The sequence below is a fragment of the Tolumonas osonensis genome (assembly GCF_014202415.1).
Taxonomy (GTDB): Bacteria; Pseudomonadota; Gammaproteobacteria; order Enterobacterales; family Aeromonadaceae; genus Tolumonas; species Tolumonas osonensis.
In genome coordinates this window covers 146,711-165,569 of record NZ_JACHGR010000001.1, presented here as the reverse complement: position 1 = coordinate 165,569, position 18,859 = coordinate 146,711, and the positions used below count along the sequence as shown (strand labels likewise).

The 18,859-nt window shown below is 51.8% G+C and carries 15 protein-coding genes and 2 tRNA genes; 10 read left to right on the top strand and 7 right to left on the bottom strand.

Going from position 1 to position 18,859, the window contains the following annotated elements; all coding sequences use genetic code 11:
- Positions 1–79 precede the first annotated feature (79 nt).
- The 4 genes from HNR75_RS00755 (at position 80) to HNR75_RS00740 (ending at position 2,656) form a co-directional block, all read left to right on the top strand.
- Positions 80–1,798, top strand: a complete 1,719-nt coding sequence (locus HNR75_RS00755; RefSeq protein WP_188025108.1) for an acetolactate synthase 3 large subunit — start codon at positions 80–82, stop codon at positions 1,796–1,798.
- On the top strand, positions 1,798–2,292 hold the full coding sequence (ilvN, locus tag HNR75_RS00750) for an acetolactate synthase small subunit (protein WP_188025107.1): 495 nt from the start codon (positions 1,798–1,800) through the stop codon (positions 2,290–2,292). The genes HNR75_RS00755 and ilvN overlap by 1 nt, the downstream gene beginning before the upstream one ends.
- A 176-nt stretch (positions 2,293–2,468) precedes the next feature.
- Positions 2,469–2,544: transfer RNA gene (locus HNR75_RS00745), tRNA-Ala, on the top strand.
- 36 nt (positions 2,545–2,580) lie between these two features.
- Positions 2,581–2,656 (top strand) — tRNA-Ala (locus HNR75_RS00740).
- 86 nt (positions 2,657–2,742) lie between these two features.
- On the opposite strand, the gene HNR75_RS00735 is transcribed toward HNR75_RS00740, so the two are convergent.
- From HNR75_RS00735 to mtnN, 3 genes are all read right to left on the bottom strand, one after another.
- The gene (locus HNR75_RS00735; protein ID WP_188025106.1) at positions 2,743–3,381 is read right to left on the bottom strand and encodes a trimeric intracellular cation channel family protein; all 639 of its coding nucleotides are present in this window, start codon (positions 3,379–3,381) and stop codon (positions 2,743–2,745) included.
- A gap of 77 nt (positions 3,382–3,458) precedes the next feature.
- Positions 3,459–4,283: a cobalamin-binding protein gene (locus HNR75_RS00730; RefSeq protein ID WP_246358658.1), complete on the bottom strand. Its 825-nt coding sequence runs from the start codon at positions 4,281–4,283 to the stop codon at positions 3,459–3,461.
- A gap of 58 nt (positions 4,284–4,341) precedes the next feature.
- The gene (gene mtnN, locus HNR75_RS00725) at positions 4,342–5,034 is read right to left on the bottom strand and encodes a 5'-methylthioadenosine/S-adenosylhomocysteine nucleosidase (RefSeq protein WP_188025105.1); all 693 of its coding nucleotides are present in this window, start codon (positions 5,032–5,034) and stop codon (positions 4,342–4,344) included.
- A 145-nt stretch (positions 5,035–5,179) separates the two neighbouring features.
- On the opposite strand from mtnN, the gene mnmL reads away from it, so the two are divergent.
- The 3 genes from mnmL to dgt all read left to right on the top strand — a co-directional run bounded on the left by mnmL (position 5,180) and on the right by dgt (position 9,909).
- Positions 5,180–6,106 carry a tRNA modification radical SAM protein MnmL/YtqA gene (gene mnmL, locus HNR75_RS00720; RefSeq protein WP_188025104.1) on the top strand — a complete coding sequence of 309 codons (927 nt, stop codon included), beginning with the start codon at positions 5,180–5,182 and terminating at the stop codon, positions 6,104–6,106.
- A gap of 61 nt (positions 6,107–6,167) precedes the next feature.
- Positions 6,168–8,516: an aerobic respiration two-component sensor histidine kinase ArcB gene (gene arcB / locus HNR75_RS00715; protein ID WP_188025103.1), complete on the top strand. Its 2,349-nt coding sequence runs from the start codon at positions 6,168–6,170 to the stop codon at positions 8,514–8,516.
- A gap of 25 nt (positions 8,517–8,541) precedes the next feature.
- Positions 8,542–9,909: a dGTPase gene (gene dgt, locus HNR75_RS00710; protein ID WP_188025102.1), complete on the top strand. Its 1,368-nt coding sequence runs from the start codon at positions 8,542–8,544 to the stop codon at positions 9,907–9,909.
- 13 nt (positions 9,910–9,922) lie between these two features.
- Here the strand turns inward: dgt and rfaH are convergent, their stop codons facing one another.
- Positions 9,923–10,426: a transcription/translation regulatory transformer protein RfaH gene (rfaH, locus tag HNR75_RS00705; protein ID WP_188025101.1), complete on the bottom strand. Its 504-nt coding sequence runs from the start codon at positions 10,424–10,426 to the stop codon at positions 9,923–9,925.
- Positions 10,427–10,590: 164 nt separating this feature from the next.
- Positions 10,591–11,322, bottom strand: a complete 732-nt coding sequence (gene arcA / locus HNR75_RS00700; RefSeq protein WP_188025100.1) for a two-component system response regulator ArcA — start codon at positions 11,320–11,322, stop codon at positions 10,591–10,593.
- Positions 11,323–11,702: 380 nt separating this feature from the next.
- Here arcA and thrA point away from each other — a divergent pair, with 380 nt between their 5' ends.
- From thrA to thrC, 3 genes are read left to right on the top strand one after another with little or no spacing between them, the layout of a single operon-like run.
- Positions 11,703–14,162 (top strand): bifunctional aspartate kinase/homoserine dehydrogenase I, encoded by a 2,460-nt coding sequence (gene thrA / locus HNR75_RS00695; protein ID WP_188025099.1) that lies wholly within the window; start codon positions 11,703–11,705, stop codon positions 14,160–14,162.
- Between the two features lie 4 nt (positions 14,163–14,166).
- On the top strand, positions 14,167–15,123 hold the full coding sequence (gene thrB, locus HNR75_RS00690; RefSeq protein WP_188025098.1) for a homoserine kinase: 957 nt from the start codon (positions 14,167–14,169) through the stop codon (positions 15,121–15,123).
- Positions 15,120–16,394, top strand: a complete 1,275-nt coding sequence (thrC, locus tag HNR75_RS00685; protein ID WP_188025097.1) for a threonine synthase — start codon at positions 15,120–15,122, stop codon at positions 16,392–16,394. Before thrB ends, thrC begins: the two co-directional genes overlap by 4 nt.
- 155 nt (positions 16,395–16,549) lie before the next feature.
- On the opposite strand, the gene crr is transcribed toward thrC, so the two are convergent.
- Positions 16,550–17,065, bottom strand: coding sequence for a PTS glucose transporter subunit IIA (gene crr, locus HNR75_RS00680; RefSeq protein ID WP_188025096.1), 516 nt, complete (start codon positions 17,063–17,065; stop codon positions 16,550–16,552).
- A gap of 41 nt (positions 17,066–17,106) precedes the next feature.
- Positions 17,107–18,834: a phosphoenolpyruvate-protein phosphotransferase PtsI gene (ptsI, locus tag HNR75_RS00675; RefSeq protein ID WP_188025095.1), complete on the bottom strand. Its 1,728-nt coding sequence runs from the start codon at positions 18,832–18,834 to the stop codon at positions 17,107–17,109.
- Positions 18,835–18,859: the final 25 nt, after the last annotated feature.

The window sequence follows — 18,859 nt, the reverse complement described above, 5'->3', positions numbered from 1 at the left end:
ACAGCGTGGCACAAAGTCCGCTTCAGGCGGCAGCGCGAGCAAACTTCACGTAATCGAGAGAAGCCTGGGAGGGCTTAGCATGGAGATGTTATCAGGCGCGGAAATGGTAGTACGAGCGCTCGAAGACGAAGGGATCGAACATATTTTCGGATATCCCGGCGGGTCTGTGCTCGATATTTATGATGCCCTTTTCGAGAACAGCAAAATCGAGCATATTCTGGTTCGTCATGAGCAGGCAGCGGTTCATATGGCGGATGGTTATGCACGCGCAACCGGTAAAGTGGGTGCAGTACTGGTCACTTCCGGTCCGGGAGCAACGAACTGTATCACTGGTATTGCAACGGCCTATATGGACTCTATTCCACTGGTAGTCCTGTCTGGTCAGGTGCCAACCAGTCTGATCGGTAACGATGCGTTTCAGGAAACCGATATGATCGGGATCTCCCGTCCGGTAGTGAAACACAGCTTCCTGTGTAAAGAAGCCGCTGATATTCCTTTAGCGATCAAAAAGGCATTTTATATCGCCGCATCCGGTCGCCCGGGTCCAGTGGTCGTTGATCTGCCGAAGGATGTGCAGAATCCGGCAATCAAGGTTCCTTACGAATATCCTGAGTCAGTGAGCCTGCGCTCTTATAATCCGACCAAATCAGGTCATAAAGGTCAGATCAAACGTGCCGCCAAGCTATTGGCCGATGCCCGCAAACCGGTGATGTATATCGGTGGCGGTGCGATTGCCGCCAATGCCGGCGAGCAGATCATGCGTATCGCTGAACTGTTCAGTCTGCCGGTAACGTCAACGCTGATGGGCCTGGGTTCATTCCCTTGTTCTCATCATCAGTTCCTTGGCATGCTGGGTATGCATGGTACGTATGAATCCAATAATGCCATGCATCATGCTGATTTGATCCTGGCGGTGGGTGCGCGTTTTGATGATCGCGTGACCAACAATGTCGCCAAGTTCTGTCCGGATGCCAAAATCATCCATATTGATATCGATCCAACCTCGATCGCGAAGACCGTGCCGGTTGACGTACCGATTGTTGGCGCGGTGGATACGGTTCTGGAACAGATGCTGGATGCGATTAGCGAAATGCAGCTGGATACGGACAATGATGGCCTGGCTGACTGGTGGGAACAGATTGATGGCTGGCGTGCCCGCCGTTGTCTGAGTTACCAGAAAGAAGCCGCGGTGATCAAGCCTCAGCAGGTGATTGAAGCGCTGTACAAGGTCACAGAAGGCAAAGCGATCATCGCATCTGACGTTGGTCAGCATCAGATGTTCGCGGCACTGTATTATCCGTTTAACCGTCCTCGTCAGTGGATCAACTCAGGTGGTCTCGGCACCATGGGCTTTGGTTTCCCTGCCGCGGTGGGCGCGAAACTGGCTTGTCCGGATCAGGTTGTCTGCTGTGTAACCGGCGACGGCTCTATCCAGATGAACATTCAGGAACTGTCTACCTGCCTGCAATACGGTATTCCGGTGAAAATCATTGCCCTGAACAACCGTTCGCTCGGGATGGTGAAACAGTGGCAGAAGATGTTCTATGGTGGCCGCCAAAGCCATTCCTACATGGACTCACTGCCTGATTTCGTCAAACTGGCCGAGTCCTATGGTCATGTCGGGATCCGTGTTGATCATCCTGATGATCTGGAGAGCGCGCTGGAACAGTGCTTTGCATTGAAAGATCGCCTGGTGTTTATGGATATCGCCGTTGATCCGGATGAACACGTTTATCCGATGCAGATCAAGTTCGGTGCGATGAACGAAATGTGGCTGAGTAAAACGGAGCGTACCTGATGCGACATATCATTTCTGTCCTGCTGGAAAACGAAGCTGGCGCTTTGAGTCGTGTCGTCGGTCTGTTTTCACAGCGTGCTTATAACATTGAGTCATTAACTGTAGCGCCAACAGAAGATGCTACTTTGTCCCGTATGACCATCGTTACCACTGGTGAAATTCAGGTGATCGAACAGATCACCAAGCAATTGCACAAACTGGTCGATGTACTGAAGGTATCGGATATCACCGAAGGCGCGCATATCGAGCGTGAGGTGATGCTGGTGAAAACCCGCTGCGCCGGTGCTTCCCGTGATGAAGTGATGCGTATGTCCGAGATCTACCGTGGTCAGATCGTGGATGTCACACCTGAATTGTACACCGTGCAGTTGGTCGGCAGCAGCGATAAGCTGGATGCCTTCTTGCATACATTGGCTCAGGTGACGGACATTGTGGAAGTCGTACGCAGCGGTGTGTGTGGCATTGCCCGTGGTGATCGCTCACTGCACGCCTGATCATGCTCAGTACTGACTGATTACGACAAAGATAACAACGGCCTCGCGATGAGGCCGTTTTCTTTTGGTGATTTGTTCACCACTTGGTTTACCCGTGACGGAATTGTTATTGACAGCGTAACAGGCTATCCCTATTATTCGTCTCGCTTCCGTTATACGGTTGCATCCAGCATTGTGGGGTTATAGCTCAGCTGGGAGAGCGCTTGCATGGCATGCAAGAGGTCCGCGGTTCGATCCCGCGTAGCTCCACCAAATTCTGATTTCATTATCAGAGACATACCGAATTTCGGGGTTATAGCTCAGCTGGGAGAGCGCTTGCATGGCATGCAAGAGGTCCGCGGTTCGATCCCGCGTAGCTCCACCAAATAAAAAGGCCCGTCTCGATGAGACGGGCCTTTTTGTTATGCAAAATTTAGGAAAAGTTCGTTGTTTTAGCTCTCCGCCGCCTGATTATTCGTCTTTACCAAGATGGAAGGTCGGCAGTGATAAATGCAGGAAAATGGCCGGCACCCGCACACACAGCAGGCTCAGCATGCTGGCAAACATGGCGGCAACATGACCCAGTCCAAGATTCAGCAAAATGACGTAGATTGAGCCGCTCAGGATGCAGGCAGTCACATAGACCTCTTTACGCAATACCATCGGAATTTCTCCGGCCAGAATATCGCGTACCACACCACCGGCAACACCGGTAATACAGCCCATGATGACGGCGATGACACCAGAAGTGCCGTAGCTCAGGGCTTTTTGTGCCCCGATCACCACGAACAGGGCAAGACCGACCGCATCCAACAGTGGTAACAGATACCAGGGGAAACGATGCTGTATCCGGGCAATCCCCATACCCGCGATAGCGGTCAGGGCGATGGTCAGCAGATAATGCGAGTCCTTGATCCAGAAGACCGGTGTGGCGCCAATCAGCAGATCACGGATGGTACCGCCGCCGATGGAGGTCACTGCAGCCAAAACCAATACGCCGATGATATCCATTTTCAGCCGGCCGGCGACCAGCACACCGGAAAACGCAAAGACCACGGTTCCCAGCAGATCGAAAAAGAAGATCAAATTATCAATAAACGAAGGCTGCATAATGCTCTCGGCTGCTAATGGTTTTCAGGGCTGCGATTGTAAATATTATGTTAACGCGGCTCAATCGGCAGTTTTGATTATTTCTGTGTTTTCACCACATCATCGATCTTGTGACACATCTGTTCAATGCCCAGCAAGAGCCGGGGAGATAACCGGTGTAACCAGTCTGCCTTCAACAGGTATAAATGCTGTTGTTTAACCGCAGTCAGTTGTGGCCATTTCAGCCAGTGTTTCAGATCACTGCCATGCTGGGTGGCAAAGATGATTTGAGGATCTGCTGCCAGGACGGATTCTTCGCTGAGCTGCGGATAAGGGGCCTTACTGTCAGCAAACGGGTTTTCGGCGCCGCACAAGGTCATGATTTCCTGGATATAGGAACCGTTGGCCACCGTGGTCAATGGCGGGTACCAGAGCTGATAGAAAACTTTGATTTTAGGGCGTTGCTGGTTTTGCCGGCGGTAGAAGTCGAATTTGTCCGCTATCTGCGCGGCAAGCTGCTCTGCCTGTGCAGCATGGCCGGTTCGTTCGCCCAGCAAGCGCAGTTCTTTCGGTAAGTCATCCAGTTGCTGCGATTCAAGCAACAATAGCGGAATACCCAGTGCCGTTATCTGTTGCTGCATCAGCGCCTGTGTCGAGCCCCAGGCAATCACCAGATCCGGTTTTGCCATCAGCAGGCTTTCACTATTCAGGCTCTGATAATTCGCCACTTTGGGTAGTTTTTTCACTTCTTCCGGATAGTCACTGGCCTGATCAGTGGCGACAACCTGCGCGCCGGCGCCAATGGCATAGAGCATCTCGGTGATGTGGGGTGTCAGGCTGACAATCCGTTGCGGTGTCGCCAGTGCGGACATTGGCAGCCACAATAACAGCCAGGATAGTAAACGTGGGAACCGGATTGACATAGGTGAACCGTCCAGCAAATACAATCCGGGCCGGCATTGGCTGCCGGCCCGGGGATTATCAGAGTTGCTTTAACATCGCCACGATCATGGCGGAGGAGTTTTTCGCCGCGATTTCCAGGTACTCTTCAAAGGTACTTGGCGACTCGGTACCAGCGATATCCGACAGTGAGCGGATCACGACAAACGGCACCTTGAACTGGTGACAAACCTGCGCAATAGCAGCCGCTTCCATCTCTGCTGCCATCATATCCGGGAAGGTCTGGCGTACCTGCTCGATATGCTCCGGATCGCACATGAACTGATCACCGGTACAGATCAGACCGATGCGGCTTTGCAGCTCCGGCAACTGATGCATGACCTGTCTGGCCACGTCAATCAGCTTGCTGTCAGAAATGAAGGCAGCCGGTTGTTGCGGCAACTGGCCAGGTTCATAGCCAAACGCGGTCACGTTCACGTCATGGTGACGGACTTCATCGGAAATCACGACGTCGCCGACCCGCAGTTCCGGATCAAAACCGCCGGCGGAACCAGTATTGATCACACAGTCCGGCTCAAAGCGATCCAGCAGAATGGTAGTGGCGATACTGGCGGCAACTTTGCCGATACCGGAACGGGTCAGGATCACGTCATGACCAGCCAGCTCACCGCGATAAAATTCGCAACCGGCGATAGTCAGTGTTTCACGGTTGTTGATCTGGTCCCGTAAAATGGCAATTTCCGGCTCCATTGCGCCGATGATTCCTATTTTCATCACTACCTCGAAGAGTCCGCCATGCGGCTATGGCAAATAAATATTGTCACTGATCATAGCAAGATCCATGCAATGTGACGAGTCACCACGATGCGGCAGCGGTGCTTTTCCCTTACAATAGCGCCGCTTAATTTCGGGAGTCGTCATGCATATACATCTTTTGGTGAATACCTTTGGTCAGGATCTGCAGCATCGTTACGGTGAGAAGATCCATAAACTGACATTGCATGGTGCGTTCACCTGCCCGAACCGGGACGGCACACTGGGGAAGGGTGGCTGTACTTTCTGCAACGTGGCTTCATTTGCGGATGAGCATAGTCAGCAGCTATCGATCTGCGAACAGCTGGCAGCCCGCAAGGATGAAATCGCCCGGGCCCGGCGCTATCTGGCCTATTTTCAGGCCTATACCAGTACCTATGCCGAAGTGGCCTATCTGCAAAAAATGTATGAAGAAGCACTGCAGGTTGCGGACATGGTCGGACTCTGCGTGGGAACACGTCCGGACTGTGTTCCTGACGCAGTGCTCGACCTGCTGAGCAGTTATCAGCAGCAGGGATTTGAAATCTGGCTGGAACTGGGTTTGCAAAGTGCGCATGCGGATACCCTGAAGCGTATCAACCGCGGTCATGATTACAGCGCTTACGCCGATGCCGTTGAACGGGCCAGAGCCAGAAATCTGAAGATCTGTACGCATCTGATTGTGGGATTACCGGGCGAGGGCAAGGATGAGTGCTTAGCCACCTTGCAGCAGGTGGTGGCGACCGGGACTGATGGCATCAAACTGCATCCGCTGCATGTGGTGGAAGGCAGTACCATGGCCAAAGCCTGGCGTGCCGGACGTTTACCGACCTTGTCGCAGCAAGAATATGCCGAGATAGCGGCGAACATGATCCGGCATACACCACCGGAAGTGGTTTATCACCGGGTGACGGCAACCGCCCGACGACCAACCCTGCTGGCACCGGAGTGGTGCGAGCGTCGCTGGGGTGTCATGCTGGATATTTACCGTCATTTGGAACAATTGGGTCCGCAGGGTAGTGCATTAGGTCAACCCTTTCGGTTTCCGGGCTAGGAAGCTCCCTGATAACCCGCTATGCTGATCCTGCTTGGTTTTTTCGCCACAGGACAGGGCAATGCGTCAAATCAAAACCTGGGTACAGCTGTACGTAGACTGGATCACCCGCATCGGTATCATCCGGTTCAGTCTGCTGCTGGCCTTCTGCATTATTTCTATCGCGGTCGTCATTCAGGGCACCATAACACTGCTGTTACGCGGTGTGGTGGATGTTGTCGATCTGGTGCGTTCCGTTTTCTTTGGTCTACTGGTGACCCCCTGGGCCGCCTATTTCCTGACGGCGGTGATTGATGAGCTGGAGGATTCCCGGCGTCGTCTGACTGATATGGTGCATAAGCTGCAGGTGATGCGGGAGCGTGATCAGGCGCTGAACCAGCGTCTGCGTAGCAACATCAGCCAGATGAATAATCAGATTGAAGAAACCCGGCGGGCGGAAGCAGCCCGGTTACGGGTGCTGAGTGAGCTGGAAGCAGAGGCCATCCAGCGCGAAAAGGCGCAAAAAGAGCTGGAAGAGCAGAGTGCCTTGCTGCGTTCTTTTCTCGACAGCTCCCCCGATCTGGTTTTTTACCGTAATGAACGGGAAGAGTTTTTAAGCTGTAACCGGGCACTGGAAACCTTGCTTGGCCGCAGCCGCAGCGACATTATTGGTCGCACGCCATATGGTGTTTACGAACCGCAGATGGCGGAGCAAATCATCAGCCGGGATCGGGAAGTTTTCGAAAAGAATCAGCCGATTACCTATGAGCTGTGGTTTCCTTATCCGGACGGCCGCCGCGCCTGTTTTGAAATGCGCCAGGTCCCTTTCTTTGCTGACAACGGAGAACGGCTGGGGCTAGTTGGTTTTGGCCGTGATATTACCGAACATAAGCGCTACCAGGACGAACTGGAAAAAGCCAGTCAGGACAAAACGACCTTTATTTCCACCATCAGTCATGAACTGCGAACCCCGTTAAATGGAGTCGTAGGATTAAGCCACATTCTGCTGGATACACCGCTGGATGATATGCAGCGTCAGTATCTGAATACGATTCATCTGAGTGCGGTCACGCTGGGTAATATCTTTAACGACATTATCGATCTGGACAAGATCGAGCGCCGTAAACTGAAGATCGCAAACAGTAAAATCGATCTGCGGCTATTGCTCTCGGATTTACAGACCCTGAGTGCGCTCATGGTGGAAGCCAAGGGGCTGTATCTGCATTTTGATATTGATGGTGATGTACCGCACTGGATCATTGCCGATGGTACCCGTCTGCGTCAGATCCTGTGGAATGTGCTGAGCAATGCGGTCAAATTCACAGCCGAAGGCGGGATCACGTTCGGCGTACAGGTATCGCCATCGGCGGAGAACAAAGTGCATCTGCGCTTTGATATCGAAGACACCGGGATCGGTATTCCTGAACATGAGCAGGAAAATATTTTTGCGATGTACTATCAGGTCCCCGGCACCAAACGGGCGGTAGGTACCGGCATCGGTCTGGCTATCACCAAGCAGCTGGTGGATGCGATGGACGGCACGATTCATGTGGACAGTGAGCTGGGGCATGGCTCCTGTTTCACGATTGAACTGGATGTGGTTGCGTTGCCCGATGACCTGATCGACGAAACAGAAGAGCTACTGGCGCAGGAGTTGCCGGCACTGCGTATTCTGCTGGTGGAAGATATTGCCCTGAATGTCACGGTCGCAACCGCTATGCTTAATAAACTCGGACATCAGGTCGATGTCGCGATGTGCGGTACTGAAGCACTGGAAAAATTCAAACCGGAACGTTATGACCTGGTTTTGCTGGATATTCAGTTGCCGGATATGACCGGGTTTGATGTCGCTGATGAACTGCACCGGCGTTATCCTGAGCAGTTGCCGCCACTGGTCGCACTGACGGCCAACCTAGTCAATGATCCGCGGCAGTATCAGCAGCATGGTATGCAGTCGGTGATTGGTAAACCGCTGGCACTGGGCAATCTGCGCAAGACACTGAATGAGCTGTTTGTGGGTTGTGCATTGCCGATTGCGCCGGTCGTTGATACACAGGAAAAACACGTGCTGGATATTGTATTTTTGCAGGATTTTACCAGTGTCGTGGGTTGTGATGTGATGCTCTCTGCGATCGATCTGTTTGAACAGTCAATGCCGGAATATCTGAGTATTCTTAACAGTGCGCTGATGGCGAAGGATAAGCAGGGGACTGTGGAAGAAGCGCACAAGATAAAAAGTGCTGCCGGGGCGATTGGTCTGAAACGTATTTATCAGCTGGCACAACAGGCTCAATCGCCTGATTTGCCGGCATGGCAGGAAAATATTCACGACTGGGTGGATAGCATCAGTGCGGAGTATCAGGGCGATCTGGACCGCCTGCGTGAATGGTTGCAACTGCAACGCTCGCAGGTGGATGGTCTGCAGGGATAACCGTCATTACTGAAGGAACCGGTTCATGTTGCATTATCAGCATTTGCTTCAGCCTGAACGTTATTATCTGGCAGAACCGCAGTCTTTACTGGCGGCGACGGAACTGGATCGAACCCGGATCGTGCAGAGTGCGCCGGTCCGGCGGTTGCAGCAGAAAACACAAGTGTTTCCGCTGGATGTCAAAGCCTCGGTCCGCAGCCGGCTGACGCATTCGCTGGAAGTTCAGCAGGCCGGTCGTCAGATTATCTTTGCGATCCGGCAAATGAAATCCTCCGCCTGGCCAGAACAGGCCGTTACCAATCTGATCGAAATGTCCTGCTTGCTGCACGACGTCGGCAACCCGCCGTTTGGTCATTTTGGTGAAGCTGTGCTGCGGGAATGGCTGCATGATGAACTGGATAGCCTGTTCGTTGCTTCACTGGCCGCGGCGCCCAGCGAGCAATGGCAGAAAGTGCTGGCGCCGGATCTTTGCAGTTTTGACGGAAATGCACAGAGTCTGCGTCTGGTACACTCACTGCAACGGCTGAACCTGACGCTGAGTCAGCTGGCCTGCATTATTAAATATCCCCGGGTCATTGATGAATCCGTGATCGCGCTGGACGGCAAGATAGGCGTTTTCATCAGTGAGCGTCCGCTGATCAACCGCATCCGCGAGGTACTGCAACTGCCCGCCGGTGTCCGTCATCCGCTGGTCTTCATCATGGAAGCAGCCGATGATATTTCATACAGCATTGCCGATGTGGATGATGCAGTGGATCGTCATCTGCTGACCATTGATGACGTATTGCGATTTCTGACCCGGCAGATTGATGATGGTACCAGAACTTACCTGCAACCTTTGCTGGATGATGCCTTGCAGGATGAACAGGGATTCTTTCCCCGGTTGCGTTATTTATTGACCAATGACTGGGTGCAACTGGCAGCGGAATCCTATTTACAGCATAAGGCGGATATTCTGGCCGGTCGTTTTGTCGGGCATCTGCTGGAACGCGAACATCCGGCGATTACCGTATTGAATGTGCTGAAACAGCTGGCCCGGCAATCGATTTTTGGTCAGCGGGAAGTGGAAAAACTGGAACTGTCCGGTTATGCCGCCGTCCGGGGTGTTCTGCAGACATACAGCGAGTTATTGATGTTGCCGGCGCCGGTGTTCCGGCAATTAATTAATGGCGAAGGGCATCACCGCTATCAGCATGCGTTGCGTCTGTGTCACCGCTTGTCCCGCCGGCACGTAGCTGCATATCAGCGCGCCACGGAAATAGCGGATCCCTTTTTTCAGCGTCTTGCCGAACAGGAATGGTATTACCGGGTCAGATTATTACTCGATTTTATCAGTGGCATGACGGATACCTATGTGCTGGAAGAATATCGCCTGCTGAATGGCTGGGTGTGAACTAATCCGGATGTCAGTCTGTGACGCAACGGAAACAGTTGTTGGCAAAACTGCCATGAATGTCCTGATTCAGCATGGAGATCAGCAGCAATGAACGTTGTTCACCGTCCGGTTCCTGATAGATGGCTTGCAGACCACTGAATGGACCTTCGTCGATGATGACTTTCTGACCAGGTTTGGGTAAACGGCTGGCCACCTTCCGGCACTCGTCATCGTCTTCATTGCGCATCAGCTGGTAGACCAGTTCTGCAGGCACTTTATCCCAGTGAGAACCATGACCGATGATATGATGAATACCACGGGTAGAACGGATCTTGATTGGCGAGAACTCGTCGATATCCATATGGATAAACAGATAGCGCGGAAACATCGGTTCGATTTTTTCCGTGATTTTTCCGCGGATGATTTTACGCGTCAGGACCAGCGGGTAATAACTGTCTATCCCCTGATTATGCAAATGCAGCTTTGCCCGCTCTTCTTCTTTCGGGCGGCAGTAAGCCAGATACCAGTACTTCATGATGTCGGCTCCCGTCGTTCTTTCACTCTTAGGCAAACCCCGTTGTACACGATTCAATCCGCATACGGGTACATATATACCTTAATTTGTGCCAATCTAGCGCGCAGAAAACAAAAAGGCCAACACAGGTTGGCCTTTTTGTTTGTTTGCTTAACAAAATTTAACTAAGCGTTGGTTTCTTGCTCGAGATCAGCACAAAAACGATACCCCTCACCATGGATGGTGGTGATCAGTTCCGGTGTGTCTGGGTAATCCTCGAAATGCTTGCGAATACGACGAATGGTGACATCCACAGTACGATCATGAGGCTTCAGTTCGCGACCGGTCATTTTCAGCAGCAGGTCGGCCCGGGTCTGGATCTGTCCCGGATGTTCACAGAAGTGCAGCAAGGCACGGAACTCGGAACGAGGCAGACGATAAGCTACATTGGACGGATTGATCAGCGAGCGGCTGTTGATATCCAGCGTCCAGCCATTGAAACGATAGGCAGTGACATTTCCGGCGACCGGTTCTTCCGCTGGTTCGCCACGCAGGGTACGGCCCAGCAGGTTACGGGCACGGATAGTCAGCTCGCGCGGATTGAATGGTTTGGTGATGTAGTCATCGGCACCGATTTCCAGACCCAGAATACGATCCACATCGTTATCCCGGCCGGTCAGGAATATCAGCCCCATTTCGCCTTTTTCACGAATTTCGCGGGCCAGTAATAAACCATTCTTGCCTGGCAGATTAATATCCATGATCACCAGATCGACTCGCTGGTTTGCCAGTGTATGGTGCATTTCATCACCATTGCTGGCTTCCAGAACATGATAGCCTTCCGCTTCAAAAATACTTTTCAGCGTATTCCGCGTAACGAGCTCGTCCTCAACGATCAAGATCTGTGGTGTTTGCATGGAAATTCTCTGTGGTAAATGAAATTGTTCTGATTTTAACATATTTGCTGCATTCATATGACAGTAGATCTGTTTTTTCAATGTTATTAACAATACATGCCGCGACGCAGAACAAATAGGCGTTTCAGCGATTGTGAATAGCCTGAAAGAATGGATTGTGACAGAATTTTGTTGACAGCCATGCACCTGATCCGGTATTGCTATGTCACTTTTTATCCGAAGTCCGATTATGCTGTCTATTATTGCTACCCGCACAATTATTATCATTACCGGCACCACAATTGGTGGTACTGGCGCGGGCTGATGCACGAATAACAGAAAAAATTCACGAAGCCCGTCCCCTAACCAGGTACGGGCTTTTTCGTTACAGGGAGAGGTATATGCGTGTACTTAAGTTTGGTGGTTCTTCACTGGCCGATGCGGAAAGATTCCTACGGGTCTCCGATATCGTTGTGAACAATCAGCAACAGGTTCAGGTGGCATTGGTGTTATCCGCACCGGCCAAGGTGACTAACCTGCTGGTAGCACTGGTTGCTCAGACCAGCAAAGGTGAGGATGCCAGCGCGACGCTGGCGGAAATCGAAGGTATTTTCACCCGTCTGATCACCGGACTGAAAGCGCGTTATGCCAATCTGGCTGACGAACAGTTAATGCAGCGTCTGCAGCAGGAACTGGGCACCATCCGCAGCAAAATGCAGGGTATCCAGTTGCTGAACCAGTGCCCTGACAGTGTACAGGCGCTGATTCTGAGCCGTGGCGAAGCCTTATCCATTGCTTGCATGGAACAACTGTTACTGGCGCGTGGTGAAAAAGTCACGTTGATCAACCCGGTTGAAATGCTGCTGGCTGAAGGCAGTTTCCTTGAATCTCACGTCGATATCGATGCTTCCCGTGCCCGTTTTGCTGCGCAGCCGGTCAATGAAGGTCATGTGTATCTGATGGCGGGGTTCACCGGTGGTAACGCTAAAGGTGAACTGGTACTGCTGGGCCGTAACGGTTCTGACTATTCTGCCGCAGTGCTGGCAGCTTGTGTCAACGCAGACTGCTGTGAAATCTGGACTGACGTGGACGGCGTTTACAGCTGCGACCCGCGTCTGGTGCCGGATGCGGTACTGCTGAAACGCATGTCTTATAAAGAAGCGATGGAACTTTCTTACTTCGGTGCCAAGGTTCTTCATCCACGTACTATCGCTCCTATCGCCCGTTTCCATATTCCATGCCTGATCAAAAATACCTTCAACCCACAGGGTGAGGGCACGTTGATCAGCGCTGATCACGGCGACGATCAATATCCGGTGAAAGGGATCTCTGATCTGTCCGGTATCTCTATGATCAACGTCAGTGGTCCTGGCATGAAGGGCATGGTTGGCATGGCTGGTCGTATGTTTACTGCAGTTTCCCGTGCCGGTGTATCCGTAGTACTGATCACCCAGGCTTCTTCCGAATACAGCATCAGCTTCTGTATCCATACTTATGATGCCGAGAAAGCACTGAAAGTGCTGAATCAGGAGTTTGAACTGGAACTGCAAGCCGGTCTGCTGGAAGAGATCGAAATCCGTCATGATCTGGCGATTCTGTCACTGGTCGGTGATGGCATGCGTACCATGAAAGGGATCGCAGCCCGCTTCTTCACATCGCTGGCTCAGGCTGCCATCAACATCGTTGCGATCTCTCAGGGGTCCAGCGAACGTTCTATCTCTGCGGTTGTGGGCAACAAGAAAGTGACTGAAGCGATCAAAGCCTGTCACCAGAACCTGTTTGGCACTCAGCAATTCATCGATATCATCCTGGTTGGTCTGGGTGGTGTTGGCGGTGCCTTGCTGCAGCAAATTCGTCGCCAGCAGGCGGTGCTGAGCAAGCAGGGTATCGGTCTGCGCGTGGTTGGCCTGGCTAACTCCCGCAAGATGGCGCTGTCGAAGGACGGACTGGATCTGAACAACTGGCAGGAAGCTCTCGAAAAAGCGACAGAACGTTTTAATCTGCAGGCAATCAAGCAGTTAGTGGATGACAGCCATCTGATCAACCCGGTGATTGTGGATTGTACTTCTGACGAGAATATCTCGAATCAGTATGCCGACTTCCTGGCCGCCGGTTTCCATGTGGTCACACCGAACAAAAAAGCCAACACCAGTTCCATCCAGTACTACCGTGAACTGCGTCGTACCGCTCAGGTTACCCGTCGTAAATTCCTGTATGAAACCAACGTGGGTGCAGGTCTGCCGGTTATCGAAAACCTGCAGAATCTGATCAAGGCTGGTGATAAACTACAGGCCTTTAACGGTATTCTGTCCGGTTCGCTGTCATTCATTTTCGGTAAGCTGGATGAAGGCTGTAGTTTCTCCGAAGCCACTCTGACTGCCAAAGGCAACGGTTTCACCGAACCGGATCCGCGTGATGATTTAAGTGGTATGGACGTGGCCCGTAAGCTGCTGATTCTGGCCCGTGAGGCCGGTATGCCGCTGGAGCTGAGCGATGTCGTCGTTGAACAGGCTCTGCCACCGGGATTCGATGCAACAGGTTCTACCGAAGAGTTTATCAAGCGTCTGCCGGAAGCCGATGCCTGGTTCCGTGAGCGCGTTGCCGCGGCGAAAGCCGAAGGTAAAGTGCTGCGTTATGTTGGCAGCATCGAAAACGGTCAGTGCAAAGTTGCGATCAAAGAAGTGGACGAAAACGATCCGTTATACAAAGTGAAAGATGGTGAAAACGCGCTGGCGTTCTTCTCCACTTATTATCAACCGATTCCTTTGGTCTTGCGCGGTTACGGTGCGGGCACTGAAGTGACCGCAGCCGGCGTATTCGCGGATGTGCTGCGTACTCTGAACTGGAAGCAAGAGGTATAACTCCATGACCGTAGTAGCATATGCTCCGGCCTCTATTGGTAACGTTAGCGTTGGTTTTGACGTATTAGGTGCCGCTCTGGCACCTATCGATGGTGCGCTGCTGGGAGACCGGGTTGAAGTGGCCGATCACGACGCCCCGTTTGCGCTAAGCTGCAAAGGCCGTTTTTCGCATAAATTGCCGGCAGAAGCAGAAAAGAACATCGTTTACGATTGCTATCTGGGTTATGCCGCCGCACTGAAAAAACGTGGTTTAAGCGTTAAACCGCTGCGCATGGTACTGGAAAAAAATCTGCCTATCGGTTCAGGACTGGGCTCCAGTGCTTCCAGTATTGTGGCCGCATTAGCCGCACTGAATGCCTTCCATGATTATGCGCTGGATCAGAACGAAGCATTACTGCTGATGGGCGAGCTGGAAGGTCAGATTTCCGGTTCTGTCCATTATGATAACGTGGCGCCATGCTATCTGGGCGGCCTGCAGCTGATGATCGAAGAAGAAGGCGTGATCAGCCAGTCAGTGCCGACCTTTGATAACTGGTACTGGGTTGCCTGCTATCCGGGCATCAGCATTTCCACTGCGGAAGCGCGCGCTATTCTGCCTGCGCAGTACCGCCGCAGCGATTGTCTGACCTATGGCCGTCGTCTGGCTGCGTTTGTGCATGCCAGCCACACCGGTCAGGAGAAACTGGCTTCAGCAATGCTGAAAGACGTTATTGCTGAGCCATATCGTCAGGCATTGATTCCGAAATTCAACGAAGTACGTCAGCATGCAGCCATGTCAGGCGCGCTGGCGACCGGCATCTCCGGTTCAGGCCCAACCGTCTTTATTGCAATGACAGATAAACAACAGGCGTTACGCATGAAAGATTGGCTGGAAGCCAACTTCATCCAGAATGAAGATGGTTTCTGCCATGTGTGCAAAATCGATCGCCAGGGAACTCAAATTACAGGACAAGGACTATGAAGCTTTACAACATCAAGGATCATTCAGAACAGGTCAGCTTTGCTCAGGCCGTAAAACAGGGGCTGGGCCGCGGTCAGGGTCTGTTCTTCCCAGAGCAGATCGCACCGTTAGCCGATGTGGATGCGCTGCTGGATAAACCGCTGGTTGAACGTTCTGTGGCTATCCTGAAGCATTTGATCGGTGATGAACTGTCTTCGGAAAAACTGCAGGAGATGGTGGCGACGGCGTTCTCTTTCCCGGCTCCGCTGGCAAAAGTTGCTGATAACACCTATGCGCTGGAACTGTTCCACGGCCCAACGCTGGCATTCAAAGACTTTGGTGGCCGCTTCATGGCGCAATGTCTGACCGCCTTCAGCAATGGCGAGAAGATCACCATCCTGACAGCGACTTCCGGTGATACCGGTGCCGCCGTAGCGCATGCTTTCTATGGTTTGCCGAATATCGAAGTTGTCATTCTGTATCCGGAAGGCAAGATCAGCCCGCTGCAGGAAAAACTGTTCTGCACACTGGGTGGTAACATCCGCACTATCGCCATTAAAGGCACCTTTGATGACTGTCAGGCGATGGTAAAAAATGCATTTGATGATGAAGAGCTGAAAAAAACGATCGGTCTGAACTCTGCAAACTCCATCAATATCAGCCGTCTGGCTGCACAGATCTGCTACTACTTTGAAGCAATCGCCCAGTTGCCAAAAGCACAGCGTGAACAGGCGGTGATTGCTGTTCCGTCCGGCAACTTCGGTAACCTGACTGCAGGTCTGATTGCCAAGGCGCTGGGACTGCCAGTTAAGCGCTTCATCGTGGCAACTAATGCCAACGATACGGTGCCACGTTATCTGGCAGAAGGTACCTGGGCTCCTAAAGAAACCGTGCCGACGCTGTCGAATGCAATGGATGTCAGCCGCCCTAACAACTGGCCTCGTGTTGAAGAGCTGTTCAAGGTGAAAGGCTGGGATCTGAAAGAACTGGGTTATGCGGCCCGTACTGATGAAGAAACCCGCGCTAGCCTGAAAAAACTGTATGCAGCAGGCTATCTGTGCGAGCCACACGGCGTGATCGCGTGGGATGTACTGCAATCTCAGCTGGCTGCTGATGAAGTCGGTATTTTCCTGTGTACAGCACATCCGGCAAAATTCAAAGAAAGCGTGGAAGAGATCCTGAATATCGAACTGCCATTGCCGAAAGCGCTGGCTGATCGTGCAGATCTGCCGCTGCTGTCTGCTTTCATGCCGGCAGATTTTGCGAAGCTGCGTGAGTTTCTGATGGCGTAAGTTTTATCTTTTCGTGTTATCAAAACCCTCCCTGGAGGGTTTTTTTGTATCTGCAAATACTGCAAACAGCGGGCAGAGAATATCAACAAGCGGGAATTGAACGAATAAAAAAAGCCGGCATTTTCAGCCGGCTTTTCTGGTAACCCGAAGGGTTCTTATTTCTTGATGCGCAGTACCGGGGTTTCACCCAGAGTCACAGGACCAGACAGTTTGGTCAGTGATTTCACGTCATCCATGTTAGAAATAACAACTGGAGTCAGAGTTGATTTTGCATTGCTTTGCAGGAATGCCAGATCGAACTCAATGATAGTGTCGCCTTTCTTGACCTGTTGGCCTTCCTGCGCGATGCGGGTAAAGCCCTGGCCTTTCAGCTCAACAGTATCAATACCGAAGTGAACAAACAGTTCGATACCGGTATCAGATTCCAGAGAGAATGCGTGGTTAGTTTCGAAGATTTTACCAATCACGCCATCACACGGAGCAACCATTTTGTTGCCGGTTGGCTTGATAGCAATACCGTCACCAACGATTTTCTCAGCGAAAACCACATCCGGTACATCTTCAATCGGTACAATCTCACCAGACAGCGGCGCAAAAATTTCGATACCAGCGGTATCAGCTGCGCTGTTGTCAGAAGAGACCATCTTCTTCAGAAAATCAAAAAAGCCCATGGGTTAGCTCCTGAATTATAATGTTGATCAATACGATTCTATCAGACGGCTTCGTTCTTCACAAAGTAGTCGTCCACAATCGCTTCAACTTCAGCAGCTGTTGCCGCTGCCAGTGCGCGATCTGCCAGTGCTTTCGCATCAGCGAAGCTGGTGTTACGAACCAGTTGCTTCACGCGTGGGATAGAGATAGCACTCATTGAGAACTCATCCAGACCCATACCCAGCAGCAGCACGGTAGCGCGTTCGTCACCGGCCAGTTCACCACACATACCGGTCCATTTACCTTCGGCATGAGAAGCGTCAATAACCTGTTTGATCAGGTTCAGTACCGCAGGTGACAGCGGGTTATACAGACGGGAAATCATCTCGTTACCACGGTCAACCGCCAGAGTGTACTGGGTCAGATCGTTGGTACCGATACTGAAGAAGTCTGCTTCTTTCGCCAGATGACGAGCCATGACCGCTGCAGCAGGTGTTTCCACCATGATACCGACTTCGATGCTTTCATCGAACGGAATGCCCTGAGCGCGCAGATCCGCTTTCAGCTCTTCCAGTTCAGCTTTCAGTGAACGGAATTCTTCAACGCCGATAATCATCGGGAACATGATGCGCAGTTTACCGAATTTGGATGCACGCAGAATCGCACGCAGCTGGGTATGCATGATGTCTTTGCGATCGAAGAAGATACGCACAGCACGCCAGCCCAGGAACGGGTTCATCTCTTTCGGAAACTTCATGTAAGGCAGTTCTTTGTCGCCACCGATATCCATGGTGCGGACAATGATTGGCTTATCAGGCATGGCTTCAGCCACTTCTTTGTAAGCCTGGAACTGTTCTTCTTCTGATGGCAGTGCATCACGATCCATGAAGAGGAATTCGGTACGGTACAGACCAACACCTTCCGCACCATTACGGTGTGCACCATCCATATCTTTCACGGTGCCAATGTTAGAACAGACTTCTACCTGGTGACCATCAGGAGTGGTCGCTGGCAGTTCACGCAGTTTAGCCAGTTCAGCTTTCTCAGCCAGGAATTTAGCCTGAGCCGCTTTGGTTTGTGCCAGTACTTCTTCTGACGGATTGATATGTACCTGATTGTGGATCGCGTCCAGGATCAGGAAATCACCGCTTTGTACTTGCTTGGTAATATCGTTAGTACCAACAATCGCTGGCAGTTCCAGTGAACGCGCCATGATAGAGGTATGAGAGGTACGGCCGCCGATATCGGTTACGAAACCACGTACGTAGTTCAGGTTGATCTGGGCAGTCTCTGATGGAGTCAGATCGTTAGCAACCAGAATCACTTCTTCATCGATAGTGCTCAGGTTAACAATTTCCATACCCAGAACGTTTTTAATCAGACGGCTGCCGATGTCACGGAAGTCGGTTGCACGTTCACGCAGGTATGGGTCATCCAGTTCAGCCATCATGGAAGCATATTGCTCGATAGCCTGATGAATAGCGCGGTCCGCACTAAACATTTCATCACGGATCAGGGTCAGGATATCCTGTTCGAGTTCTTCGTCCTCGAGCAGCATGATATGACCTTCGAAAATAGCCTCTTTCTCTTCACCGAAAGTCTTACCCGCCATTTCTTTGATGGCTTCCAATTGGTGCGCAGACTTAGTGCGGGCTTCGTAAAAACGAGCTACTTCGCTATCAACCTGAGAGGAGGAGATAGGAGCCTGATTGATAACAATGTGTTGTTCTTTCAGCACCAGGGCCTTGGCATATGCAACGCCAGGTGATGCCAGGATACCAGAGATCATAGCCGTACCTATGTTGTGTTAATAG

Bases quoted from the DNA above. Each gene is read 5' to 3' on its own strand.
- HNR75_RS00755 (WP_188025108.1), top strand. From the start codon at position 80: ATGGAGATGTTATCAGGCGCGGAAATGGTAGTACGAGCGCTCGAAGAC.
- ilvN (WP_188025107.1), top strand. From the start codon at position 1,798: ATGCGACATATCATTTCTGTCCTGCTGGAAAACGAAGCTGGCGCTTTG.
- HNR75_RS00735 (WP_188025106.1), bottom strand. From the start codon at position 3,381: ATGCAGCCTTCGTTTATTGATAATTTGATCTTCTTTTTCGATCTGCTG.
- HNR75_RS00730 (WP_246358658.1), bottom strand. From the start codon at position 4,283: ATGTCAATCCGGTTCCCACGTTTACTATCCTGGCTGTTATTGTGGCTG.
- mtnN (WP_188025105.1), bottom strand. From the start codon at position 5,034: ATGAAAATAGGAATCATCGGCGCAATGGAGCCGGAAATTGCCATTTTA.
- mnmL (WP_188025104.1), top strand. From the start codon at position 5,180: ATGCATATACATCTTTTGGTGAATACCTTTGGTCAGGATCTGCAGCAT.
- arcB (WP_188025103.1), top strand. From the start codon at position 6,168: ATGCGTCAAATCAAAACCTGGGTACAGCTGTACGTAGACTGGATCACC.
- dgt (WP_188025102.1), top strand. From the start codon at position 8,542: ATGTTGCATTATCAGCATTTGCTTCAGCCTGAACGTTATTATCTGGCA.
- rfaH (WP_188025101.1), bottom strand. From the start codon at position 10,426: ATGAAGTACTGGTATCTGGCTTACTGCCGCCCGAAAGAAGAAGAGCGG.
- arcA (WP_188025100.1), bottom strand. From the start codon at position 11,322: ATGCAAACACCACAGATCTTGATCGTTGAGGACGAGCTCGTTACGCGG.
- thrA (WP_188025099.1), top strand. From the start codon at position 11,703: ATGCGTGTACTTAAGTTTGGTGGTTCTTCACTGGCCGATGCGGAAAGA.
- thrB (WP_188025098.1), top strand. From the start codon at position 14,167: ATGACCGTAGTAGCATATGCTCCGGCCTCTATTGGTAACGTTAGCGTT.
- thrC (WP_188025097.1), top strand. From the start codon at position 15,120: ATGAAGCTTTACAACATCAAGGATCATTCAGAACAGGTCAGCTTTGCT.
- crr (WP_188025096.1), bottom strand. From the start codon at position 17,065: ATGGGCTTTTTTGATTTTCTGAAGAAGATGGTCTCTTCTGACAACAGC.
- ptsI (WP_188025095.1), bottom strand. From the start codon at position 18,834: ATGATCTCTGGTATCCTGGCATCACCTGGCGTTGCATATGCCAAGGCC.